The 11,876-nt window shown below is 68.1% G+C and carries 6 protein-coding genes; 1 reads left to right on the forward strand and 5 read right to left on the reverse strand.

What is annotated here, in order from left to right:
* Positions 1–2: 2 nt before the first annotated feature.
* From BM362_RS00595 to rpoB, 3 genes are all read right to left on the reverse strand, one after another.
* Positions 3–641 (reverse strand): zinc ribbon domain-containing protein, encoded by a 639-nt coding sequence (locus BM362_RS00595; protein WP_244287002.1) that lies wholly within the window; start codon positions 639–641, stop codon positions 3–5.
* Positions 642–1,417: 776 nt separating this feature from the next.
* A complete protein-coding gene (locus tag BM362_RS00600; RefSeq protein WP_067583634.1) occupies positions 1,418–5,329 on the reverse strand; it encodes a DNA-directed RNA polymerase subunit beta' in 3,912 nt (1,303 codons plus the stop codon).
* Between the two features lie 88 nt (positions 5,330–5,417).
* Positions 5,418–8,921: a DNA-directed RNA polymerase subunit beta gene (rpoB, locus tag BM362_RS00605; RefSeq protein ID WP_067583631.1), complete on the reverse strand. Its 3,504-nt coding sequence runs from the start codon at positions 8,919–8,921 to the stop codon at positions 5,418–5,420.
* A gap of 720 nt (positions 8,922–9,641) precedes the next feature.
* On the opposite strand from rpoB, the gene aroQ reads away from it, so the two are divergent.
* Positions 9,642–10,088: a gamma subclass chorismate mutase AroQ gene (gene aroQ, locus BM362_RS00610; RefSeq protein WP_093572678.1), complete on the forward strand. Its 447-nt coding sequence runs from the start codon at positions 9,642–9,644 to the stop codon at positions 10,086–10,088.
* A gap of 60 nt (positions 10,089–10,148) precedes the next feature.
* Here aroQ and BM362_RS00615 read toward each other — a convergent pair whose 3' ends face one another.
* Both BM362_RS00615 and BM362_RS00620 read right to left on the reverse strand, forming a co-directional pair.
* Complete coding sequence (locus BM362_RS00615; RefSeq protein WP_244287003.1) at positions 10,149–11,225, reverse strand: hypothetical protein; 1,077 nt, start codon at positions 11,223–11,225, stop codon at positions 10,149–10,151.
* 26 nt (positions 11,226–11,251) lie between these two features.
* Positions 11,252–11,860: a hypothetical protein gene (locus BM362_RS00620; RefSeq protein WP_244287004.1), complete on the reverse strand. Its 609-nt coding sequence runs from the start codon at positions 11,858–11,860 to the stop codon at positions 11,252–11,254.
* Positions 11,861–11,876: the final 16 nt, after the last annotated feature.

The following is an 11,876-nucleotide window of genomic DNA, read 5'->3' on the forward strand; positions in this document are numbered from 1 at the left end:
CCTCAGAGCCGGTGCCCGCAATCCGCGCAGAACACCGCGCCCGCCTTGGACTCCTTGCCGCACTCTCCACAGTGGACAGTCGGGGCCAGTGAGCTTCCGCATCCGGTGCAGAACTTCCCGCCGTCCACCTTCAGGCCGCAGTCCGGGCACGTGAGCTTCGCGCGAGTGCCCAGATCCAAGTCCTCGGTCCAGTTCTTCTCGCGCGCCTTGTCCCAGATCTGCTCCCGCTGCGCCGCCGCCTGCGCCCGCGAGACCTCCTCGGCCACGCTCGGCGAGCACCGCAGACACTGGCCGATTTCCTCGTTCCAGCACTGATCCGCGCACATCCAGTCGCCGCAACCCCGGCATTGCCGGAAGCGCGGGGTGATCTCTTCGACGGCCGCGCTCAGCGCGCGGTCCTTCGCCGACGAGTTCGTCGCCCGGTCGTACTTCCACTGGTCGGCAGAGCTGCTCAGCTGCTGCAGCGTCCCGCCGAAGAACGAGCCCACCGCGCGCAACATGCTGCGCCCGGTCTCCATCGCGTCCCGCTGGAACGCCGACCGGTAGCCGTTTCCGCAGCGCTCGCAACGGAACTCGAACTGGTAGCCCTGGGCATTGGAGAGATCCGAGAAGTTGTCCGTGAACGGCACGACATCAGCCACGCGCGCGAAGGTATGCCAGCCGAAGACAACGCACGACCGCACAAGTACCGTCTCCGGACCCGCTACGCACCGCGACCGTGACCAGGGCCGCGCGGCCGGGTATTTTTACGGTTTGCCGTGTTTAGCCGGATACCGTCCGCGATGCTGAAGCTCGCGGCGGGAATGCTGGTGATCTTCGGGATTCCCGGCTACTTCCGGTATCGGTCGCACCGGAAAGAGAAACAAGCGGAGCAAGCCAGGATCGCCGCACTGCGGTCACCTGCCAGCCAAGGAATCGCCCGCGGTCGACGTCGCGATCGATGTGCGCCGAGGGAACCGAGAGAGTACGAGTGCTCCGTCGAGACGGGTCGATTCCCGGCATGAGGATCGCCAAGGCGTATCCGAGCCGTGAGGGTCGGATCTACGGGCGAACCAGGAGTGGGCTGAAAGCCCGATACGAAGCGTTTGACGCCGAGGTGCCTGGTCGGCCGCTGGGACGAATGTCCGCTGCCCGAAACGGGTTCACCAGCGACCGCAGTTCGCCGCCCGGGCGGCCACCCCGGACACCGTGGACTGGCTGCTCGGCAATCGTGACCAGTTGCCGGACCTCATCGGTCTCGACCGCGCCTGGTGCTATGGCCGTATATCGGGAAAAGCTCGCCCCGGAAACCCTGTTGGCCAGCATCGACCTGATCGCCGAATTCCTGGAGCGGATCGACGTCCTCGCCGCAGTCTGACCCCCGCACAGCGAAACGCCCCCGGCCGAAGCCGGAGGCGTTTCGTCGAAGCGGAGCGGATCAGCGGAAGTCGCGACCGAAGTCGTAGTCGTCCAGCGGAACCGCGGCGCCGGTGCCCGAACCGAACACGTCCGGGGTGTAGTAACCGTCGTCGTAGGACGGGATCGCGTACGCCGCGACCCGCGCCTCCTCGGTCGGCTGCACCTGGATGTTCCGGTACTTGTTGATGCCCGTACCGGCCGGGATGAGCTTACCGATGATGACGTTCTCCTTGAGGCCCACGAGCTTGTCCGAGCGGCCGTTGATGGCCGCGTCGGTCAGGACTCGCGTGGTCTCCTGGAACGAGGCCGCCGACAGCCACGAGTCCGTGGTCAGCGACGCCTTCGTGATGCCCATCAGCACCGGACGGCCCGAGGCCGGCTCGCCGCCCTCGGCGACCGCGGCCCGGTTCGTCGCCTCGAACTTCGTCCGCTCGGGCAGCTCGCCCGGCAGGAAGTCCGTGGCACCGGAGTCGATGATCGTCACGCGGCGCAGCATCTGCCGCACGATGACCTCGATGTGCTTGTCGTGGATCGACACACCCTGCGCCCGGTACACCTTCTGGACCTCGTCGGTGAGGTGCATCTGCGCTTCGCGCGGGCCCATGACGCGCAGGACCTCGTGCGGGTCCGGCGTGCCCTCAAGCAGCTGCTGGCCGACCGCAACGTGGTCGCCGTCGCCCAGCGGGCCGCTCGGGGTATTCGCGAGCCGCTGCCGCTTGGACAGCTTGTCGAAGACGATCTCCTCCGACCCGTCGTCCGGGATCAGGGTGATCTTCCAGAACCGCTCGCTCTCCTCGATCCGCACGCGGCCGTCGACGTCCGCGATCGGAGCCTTGCCCTTCGGCACCCGAGCCTCGAAAAGCTCGGTGACCCGGGGCAGACCGGTCGTGATGTCGTCACCGGCGACACCACCCTGGTGGAAGGTACGCATCGTCAGCTGCGTGCCCGGCTCACCGATCGACTGGGCGGCGACGATGCCGACGGCCTCGCCGACGTCGACGAGCTCGCCCGTCGCCATCGAACGGCCGTAGCAGGTCGCGCACACCCCGACCGCCGACTCACACGTCAGCACCGAGCGGACCTTCACCTTGGTGATGCCGCTGGAGATCAGCTTGTCCAGCGCCGGGTCGCCGATGTCGTCGCCCGCGTTCAGCACGACGTTGCCCTTGGCGTCCACCGCGTCCGTCGCGAGGTTCCGCGCGTACACCGACGTCTCGACGTGCTGGTCGCGCACGACCTTGCCGTCGCCGAGGTCCTCGCCGATCGGCATCATGATGCCGCGCGTGGTGCCGCAGTCGACCTCGCGGACGATGACGTCCTGCGAAACGTCCACCAGACGACGGGTCAGGTAACCCGAGTCCGCGGTACGCAGCGCCGTGTCCGCCAGCCCCTTCCGGGCGCCGTGCGTGGCGATGAAGTACTCCGCCACCGACAGGCCCTCACGGAAGTTCGCCTTGATCGGACGCGGGATGTACTCGCCCTTCGGGTTCGACACCAGACCACGCATGCCGGCCAGCGAACGGACCTGGGTCATGTTGCCCGCCGCGCCCGACTTCACGATCATGGCGATCGGGTTGTCGTCCGGCAGCGCCGTCTCCATGATCTTGTGGACCTCTTCGGTCGCCTGCGTCCACACCTTGACGAGCTCGTTGTTGCGCTCGGCGTGGGACAGCTGACCGCGCTGGTAGCGCTTCTCGACCTGGTCGGCCTTGCCCTCGTACTCGTCGAGAATGGCCTTCTTGCCGACCGGGGTCAGCACGTCCGAGATCGCGACCGTGACGCCCGAGCGGGTCGCCCAGTAGAAACCGGCGTCCTTGAGCTTGTCCAGCGTCTGCGCGACCTGCGTCATCGAGTACCGCTCGGCGAGATCGTTCACGATGGCCGCCTGCCGCTTCTTCGGCATCGGCTCGTTGATGAACGGGTAGTCCGCCGGCAGCAGGTCGTTGAACAGCACGCGGCCCAGGGTGGTCTCGGCCAGCCACGCCTTGCCCGGCTCCCAGCCCGCCTCCGCGAGCCGCGCCTCGTCGGCCTTCGCCGGCTGACGGTCGGTGACACGGATCTTGACCGGGGCGTGCAGGCTCAGCGCCTTGAGGTCGAACGCCATGATCGCCTCGGCGGGCGAGGAGTACGCGTTGCCCGCGCCCTCGGCGTTCTCGTTCAGCCGGGTCAGGTGGAACAGACCGGTGACCATGTCCAGTCGCGGCATGGCGAGCGGACGGCCCGAGGCCGGCGACAGGATGTTGTTCGCCGACAGCATCAGGATCCGGGCCTCGGCCTGCGCCTCGGCCGACAGCGGCAGGTGCACCGCCATCTGGTCGCCGTCGAAGTCCGCGTTGAACGCTTCGCAGACCAGCGGGTGCAGCTGGATGGCCTTGCCCTCGACCAGCTGCGGTTCGAAGGCCTGGATGCCCAGCCGGTGCAGGGTCGGTGCGCGGTTCAGCATCACCGGGTGGCCGGTGATGACCTCTTCGAGCACGTCCCACACCTGCGGCCGCGACCGCTCCACCATCCGCTTGGCGGACTTGATGTTCTGCGCGTGGTTCAGGTCGACCAGCCGCTTCATGACGAACGGCTTGAACAGCTCAAGCGCCATGTCCTTCGGCAGACCGCACTGGTGCAGCTTCAGCTGCGGACCGACGATGATGACCGAACGACCCGAGTAGTCGACGCGCTTGCCCAGCAGGTTCTGCCGGAACCGGCCCTGCTTGCCCTTCAGCAGGTCGGACAGCGACTTCAGCGGCCGGTTGCCCGGGCCGGTGACCGGACGCCCGCGGCGGCCGTTGTCGAACAGCGCGTCGACGGCCTCCTGCAGCATCCGCTTCTCGTTGTTGACGATGATCTCGGGCGCGCCGAGGTCGATCAGCCGCTTGAGCCGGTTGTTCCGGTTGATCACGCGGCGGTACAGGTCGTTCAGGTCCGAGGTGGCGAAGCGGCCACCGTCGAGCTGCACCATCGGGCGCAGGTCCGGCGGGATGACCGGGACGGCGTCGAGCACCATGCCGCGCGGGTCGTTGCCGGTCGCCTGGAACGCGGCGACGACCTTGAGCCGCTTCAGCGCGCGGAGCTTCTTCTGCCCCTTGCCGTTGCGGATGGTGTCGCGCAGGCTGTCGGCCTCCGCGGCGACGTCGAACTCGGTCGCCAGCTTCTGGATCGCCTCCGCGCCCATGCCGCCGGTGAAGTACTCGCCGTACCGGTCGATCAGCTCGCGGTAGAGCAGTTCGTCGGCGATCAGCTGACGCGGCTCAAGCTTCGTGAAGGTCGTCCAGACCTCCTCAAGCCGGTCCAGCTCGCGGCCGGCGCGGTCGCGCAGCTGGCGCATCTCGCGCTCGCCGCCCTCCTTGACCTTGCGGCGCACGTCGGACTTCGCGCCCTCCGCCTCCAGCTCGGCCAGGTCGGCTTCCAGCTTCTGCGCGCGGGCCTCGATGTCGGAGTCGCGCTTCGTCTCCAGGTTCTTGCGCTCGACGCCGATCTCGTTCTCCAGCGTCGGCAGGTCGTTGTGCCGCAGCTCGGTGTTCACGCCGGTGATCACGTAGGCCGCGAAGTAGATGATCTTCTCGAGGTCCTTCGGCGCCAGGTCCAGCAGGTAGCCAAGGCGCGACGGAACGCCCTTGAAATACCAGATGTGGGTGACCGGCGCGGCCAGCTCGATGTGGCCCATCCGCTCACGGCGCACCTTGGCGCGAGTGACCTCGACGCCGCAGCGCTCGCAGATGATGCCCTTGAACCGGACGCGCTTGTACTTGCCGCAGTAGCACTCCCAGTCCCGGGTCGGACCGAAGATCTTCTCGCAGAAGAGCCCGTCCTTCTCCGGCTTGAGCGTGCGGTAGTTGATGGTCTCCGGCTTCTTGACCTCGCCGAAGGACCACTGACGGATGTCGTCGGCGGTGGCGAGGCCAATGCGAAGCTCGTCGAAGAAGTTGACGTCCAGCAAGTCTGAATCCCCTTGGGGTTGTTTCGACTAAGAGGGGTCGGAGGCGGGGCGGGGACCCACGGGAGGCAGGTCCCCGCTCGCTCCGGACTTAGTGCACGACGTCGTCCACCGAGGGCGACTCGTTGCGGGACAGGTTGATGCCGAGGTTCGCCGCTGCGCGCTCGAGGTCCTCGTCGTCGGAGTCGCGCATCTCGATCGCCGCGCCGTCGCTGGAGAGCACCTCGACGTTGAGGCACAGCGACTGGAGCTCCTTGAGGAGCACCTTGAACGACTCCGGGATGCCCGGCTCGGGGATGTTCTCCCCCTTCACGATCGCCTCGTACACCTTGACGCGGCCGACCACGTCGTCCGACTTGATCGTGAGCAGTTCCTGCAGCGTGTAAGCCGCGCCGTAGGCCTGCATCGCCCAGCACTCCATCTCGCCGAAGCGCTGGCCGCCGAACTGCGCCTTACCGCCCAGCGGCTGCTGGGTGATCATCGAGTACGGGCCGGTGGAGCGGGCGTGGATCTTGTCGTCGACCAGGTGGTGCAGCTTCAGGATGTACATGTAGCCGACCGACACCGGGTACGGGTACGGCTCGCCGGAGCGGCCGTCGAACAGCGTGGCCTTGCCGTTCTCCTTGACCATGCGCTCGCCGTCGCGGTTCGGCTTGGTCGCACCCAGCAGACCGGTGAGCTCCTCCTCCTTCGCACCGTCGAACACCGGGGTCGCGGTGTTCGTGTTCGGCGCGACGTCGTAGAGCTCCTGCGACAGGTTCTTCGCCCAGTCCGGGTCGCCCTCGATCGTCCAGCCCTGCGAGGCCAGCCAGCCGAGGTGCAGTTCGAGGATCTGGCCGATGTTCATCCGTCGCGGCACACCGTGGGTGTTCAGGATGATGTCGACCGGGGTGCCGTCCTCCATGAACGGCATGTCCTCGACCGGCAGGATCTTGCCGATGACACCCTTGTTGCCGTGCCGGCCGGCGAGCTTGTCGCCCGGCTGGATCTTGCGCTTCTGGGCCACGTAGACGCGGACCAGCTCGTTGACGCCCGGGGGCAGCTCGTCGTCGTCCTCGCGGGAGAACACCCGGATGCCGATGACCTTGCCGGTCTCGCCGTGCGGCACCTTCAGCGAGGTGTCGCGGACCTCGCGCGCCTTCTCGCCGAAGATCGCGCGGAGCAGGCGTTCCTCCGGGGTCAGCTCGGTCTCGCCCTTCGGCGTGACCTTGCCGACCAGGATGTCGCCGTCGCGGACCTCGGCACCGATCCGGATGATGCCGCGCTCGTCGAGGTCGGCCAGCACCTCCTCGGAGACGTTCGGGATGTCCCGGGTGATCTCCTCGGCGCCCAGCTTGGTGTCGCGGGCGTCGATCTCGTGCTCCTCGATGTGGATCGACGTCAGCACGTCGTCCTGCACCAGGCGCTCGGAGAGGATGATCGCGTCCTCGTAGTTGTGCCCCTCCCACGGCATGACCGCGACGAGGAGGTTCTTGCCGAGCGCCATCTCACCGTTCTCGGTGGACGGGCCGTCGGCGATGACCTGGCCCTGCTCGACCCGGTCGCCCTCGTTGACGATCGGCCGGTGGTTGAAGCACGTGCCGTGGTTGGAGCGGCGGAACTTGTACAGTCCGTAGCTCTTGCGCGTGCCGTCGTCGTGCATGATCGTGATGATGTCCGCGGACAGCTCCTCGACCACGCCGGCCTGCTCGGCGACCAGGACGTCCCCGGCGTCGACCGCGGCGCGCAGCTCCACGCCGGTGCCCACGTACGGGGCCTGGTTGCGCAGCAGCGGAACAGCCTGCCGCTGCATGTTCGCGCCCATCAGCGCGCGGTTCGCGTCGTCGTGCTCCAGGAACGGGATCATCGCGGTGGCGACGGAGACCATCTGCCGCGGCGACACGTCCATGTAGTCGATCTCGAGCGGGTCGATCAGCTCGACCTCGCCGCCCTTGCGGCGGCCGAGGACCTTGGCCTCGACGAAGTGGCTGTCGTCGGTCAGCGGCGCGTTGGCCTGCGCCTTGACGTAACGGTCCTCCTCGTCCGCGGTCAGGTAGTCGACCTGGTCGGTGACCTGGCCCTCGACGACCTTGCGGTAGGGCGTCTCGATGAAGCCGAACGGGTTGACCCGCGCGTAGGAGCACAGCGAGCCGATCAGGCCGATGTTCGGGCCTTCCGGCGTCTCGATCGGGCACATCCGGCCGTAGTGCGACGGGTGGACGTCGCGGACCTCCATGCCGGCGCGCTCACGGGACAGACCGCCCGGGCCCAGCGCCGAAAGGCGACGCTTGTGCGTCAGGCCCGACAGCGGGTTGTTCTGGTCCATGAACTGCGACAGCTGCGAGGTGCCGAAGAACTCCTTGATCGCCGCGCCGATCGGGCGGATGTTGATCAGGGTCTGCGGAGTGATCGCCTCGACGTCCTGGGTGGTCATGCGCTCGCGCACGACGCGCTCGGTGCGGGAGAGGCCGACCCGGATCTGGTTCTGGATCAGCTCGCCGACCGTGCGCAGGCGGCGGTTGCCGAAGTGGTCGATGTCGTCGGTCTCGACCGGCACCTCGACGCCGGCGGAGCTGGTCATCTTGTCCTCGCCGGCGTGCAGCCGGACCAGGTACTCGATGGCCGAGACGATGTCCTCTTCGGTCAGCGTGCCGGTCTCGTACGGGGTGTCGAGGCCCAGCTTCTTGTTGACCTTGTAGCGGCCGACCTTGGCCAGGTCGTAGCGCTTCGGCTTGAAGAACAGGTTCTCCAGCAGCGTCTGCGCGCTCTCCTTCGTGGGCGGTTCGCCCGGGCGCAGCTTGCGGTAGATGTCGAGCAGCGCCTCGTCGGTGCCCGCGGTGTGGTCCTTCTCAAGGGTGGCCAGCAGCGTCTCGGAGAACGAGAAGCGCTCGCGGATCGCCTCGGTGGACCAGCCCAGCGCCTTCAGCAGCACGGTGACCGGCTGGCGGCGCTTGCGGTCGATGCGGACGCCGACGGTGTCGCGCTTGTCCACGTCGAACTCGAGCCACGCGCCGCGGCTCGGGATCACGCGCACGCTGAAGACGTCCTTGTCGGTCGTCTTGTCGACACTGCTGTCGAAGTACACACCCGGAGAACGCACCAGCTGGGACACGACGACCCGCTCGGTCCCGTTGATGATGAAGGTGCCCTTGTCGGTCATCACCGGGAAGTCGCCCAGGAAGACCGTCTGGCTCTTGATCTCGCCAGTGTTGTTGTTGACGAACTCGGCGGTGACGAACAGCGGGGCCGCGTACGTCATGTCCTTGTCCTTGCACTCCTCGATCGAGGCCTTGACCTCGTCGAAGCGCGGAGCGGAGAAGGAGAGGGACATCGAGCCCGAGAAGTCCTCGATCGGCGAGATCTCGTTGAGGACCTCTTCCAGGCCGCCGACCGGGTTTTCTTCGCCTTCGTTGACGCGGCGCTCGAACCACGCCTCGTTGCCGGTGAACCACTGGAACGACTGGATCTGGACGTCAAGCAGGTTGGGGGTGGAGAGTGGCTCGCGGATCTTCGCGAAGGAGACCCGCTTGGGCGCTCCGGGGATTCCCGTGGCCTGCGCGCGGGATTCAGCCGAGGTGGTCGCAGCAGTGGCCTGGTTCGCGGGAGAGACTGCCAAGATGCGTCCTTCCGGGGACAATGAGCGGTGAGCAGCCGCGATGGCAACAGCTGTCGCGGACTGTCAGGGGTGCCGTGTGCCCACTATCCTAACTACCGGCTCCGGGCAGCCTGAAAGAGGGCAGCGCAAAGAAGCAGTCTAGCCCCGATGGCGCGGTCTGTCCAGGGAGCGCTCCCGACGGGGCCCAGCCTGCATCGCGTCACCTTGGGGCAGTGCGTCTCCCTGAGCCTCACTGCGTCCTTCCGGCTCCCGGTTCGCCCGGGTTTTCGCGCCCCTCCCGCAAGGTTCGCGTTCCCCGGCCGTGACCGTTGGCAGTAAGCGTGAACCCACGCGGCTTTGGAGTCAAGATGCCGCGCGGCTCTCCCGCCGGTTGGCGCAGCGTCGAACCCGGACAGCGCAGGGTGACCGATCCGCCCGCCGTCCCGGTTACCGCCGGGTACCCCGGGATCACCGCGCAGGTCGGCCGGACAGCGGTGCAGGTGAGCGGCCGGAACGCGGTTTCGGCGGTGGTTTCCGCATCGGCGCGGCGGGCGCGGGATGGATCACAATCCGCGAGCGGTCGCACGCGGGGCACCGTGGTCGGAACAGGGGGACTTCGGGCAGCTCGGCCCCGGATTCCGGGTCCCCCGGACAGGGGTTGCGCGCGCCGGAATCGGCGGTTGGCAACGGGTGCGTCCCGGTGATCAACTGGGCGGGGCCGAACTCCCGGAGGTGCGCACGATGCCCGGACCCGACGCGTCGCTTCCCGAACTGGTCCTGCGCAGGCTGGCGATCAGCGAGCAGGTCGCCGCCGCGAAGTTCGAGGCCGGGCGGCCGGTCGACGATCCGGTCCGCGAGCAGCGGGAGCTGGCCCGCGTACGGACGCTCGCCCGCGAAATCGGCCTCGACCCGGACCTCGCCGCCAGGTTCCTCTCCGATCAGATCCTGGCGAGCAAACAGGTCCAGCGCCGGCTCTTCGCGCACTGGACCGCGCATCCCGGCGACCTGCCCGAGGGCGGTCCTGACCTGTCCGTGCTCCGGGCCGAACTGGACGGTCTCACGGTCGCTCTGCTGGACCGGCTCACCGTGAGCGGCTCGGCGGCCATGGGGCCGCCGGAAAGCCCGGACGAGCTGAAGGAGCCGCTCCGGACGGCCTTCCGGTCCCTGCCCCAGCGGGGCACCTGCTGACACGACCACGGCCCGCCCCCGGAGCTTCCGGGAGCGGGCCGTGACATCTGCTGAAGACGCTTACTTCGACGGCGGAGCCGACGCGGGCGCGGAAGACGCGGGCGCGGACGGCGCAGGCGCACCGGCGGCCTTGTACGTGTCCATGTCGGTGATCTTCCACGTGTTGCCCTGCAACTGGGCGTCCACGTGCATCTGCGCCGTGCCGGCGGCGGTCTGCTTGGTGTCCGCGCGCGTCGACGTCTGGTCGATGAACAGCATCACCCTGGCGAGGTCGCCGTTCAGCCGGATCACCGCACTGCGGGTGACCTTGCAGGTCACGACCACCTTCTGCTCCGGCGCGAGCTTCTTGACCTGGCCCATCAGCGCGTTGTAGCTCGTCTTGACCTGGTCGGTGGCGAGCAGCTGGTTGGCCGCGTCCTCGGTCTTCTTGATGTTGTTGAAGTCGTAGGAGAACAGCGTCTCGATCGACTTCGAGACCTGGTCCTTGACCTGCGCGGTCTTCGCCACGTCGAGCACCGCGCGGTTGCTCGTCGAATCGGCCGCGTCCGAGCCCTTGACCTGGAAGATGACCGCCGCGGCGACCAGGGCCAGCCCGACCACCAGCAGCAGCGCGACCCGCACGGTGTTGCGGCTGACCACGGACCGCTGCGCCGGTACCTCAGCCTCCTCGTCCGCCCGGGCCTTGTTCTCGGCTTCCTCGACGTCCGAGGGCTTCTCCGAGCCGGTGTCCCGCTTCTTGCGCCGCGGACTCGGCCGGGCCGGTTTCTCGTCCTCTACGGTCTCGCCGGTGAGCGCGTCGACCTCTTCGGCCGGGGCTTCCTTGGTTACCCCGGAGACCTCGGCTTCGGGGTCGGCGACGGTGTCTTCCTCGACCGCGGTCTCCGCGACCTCGGCCTCGGCAGGCTCGGTCTCGACCGGCTCGGCCTCGGCCGGGCGCACCAGCCCGCCGCGGGGAATCCGCAGCTCCTGGGTCACCTCGGCCGGATCCGCGTCGGGGAGCGGCCGCGGCCGGGGGCGCGGCTTGGGCGAGGCCGCCGGTGCCGCCGGGTCCGACGGCTTGCGCAGCCCGGCGACCTTCGGCCTGCGGGCCGGTGGCGTGCTGCTGCTGCGCGGTGGCTGGCGACGGGAGGGGGGCACTGCGGAACTCCGATCTGCGGGTGAAGCTACTTGCCGGCGGCGACGAGCGGCACTTGGTCGATCCCGGACAGCTTCCACTTGCCCTCGACCCGGGTCATCTGGACCTCGAGCCGCAGCGCCTTGGTGGCGTTCTTCCCGCCCGCCGAGGTGTCCGTGCTGATCGCGGCCAGGAAGCTGGCCTTGCCGTCGTGGTCGTTGAGCTCCTCGACCGCGATGTCCTGGATCGTGGTGGTGACCTTGACCTTCTGGTCGGTCAGCGCCTTCGAGTAGTTCGGCTGGGCCTGCTGGATCTGCTTGGCCATGTCGTCGCTGGAGACGTCCTTCTGCTTGGCGAAGTAGTCGTCGAGGTGCTGATAGTCGACCTGGGTGTAGGCCAGCACCGCCGCGGTGCCGTCCTTGAGCACGTCGTCGCGCGCCGAAGCGAGACCCCGGTCTCCGTCCATCTCCGCGACCAGCCACATGATCCCGAACACGATCGCCACCACCAGCGCGGCGAGAGCGAACGCCCCGGACCCGAACAGCCAGACGCGCGGCGATCCGGGAAGCGTCCACTTTTCCTTCGCCGCCACCGCCGTCGCCGGTTCGGGCGTATCTGCGGTCACCTCTTCCTCGGCGACCGCGTGCTCGGCACTCATAACACTCCAGAGTAGG

Origin of the sequence: Amycolatopsis rubida, from assembly GCF_900115345.1 — a bacterium.
Taxonomy (GTDB): domain Bacteria; phylum Actinomycetota; class Actinomycetes; order Mycobacteriales; family Pseudonocardiaceae; genus Amycolatopsis; species Amycolatopsis rubida.

Bases quoted from the DNA above. Each gene is read 5' to 3' on its own strand.
- BM362_RS00620 (WP_244287004.1), bottom strand. From the start codon at position 11,860: ATGAGTGCCGAGCACGCGGTCGCCGAGGAAGAGGTGACCGCAGATACG.
- aroQ (WP_093572678.1), top strand. From the start codon at position 9,642: ATGCCCGGACCCGACGCGTCGCTTCCCGAACTGGTCCTGCGCAGGCTG.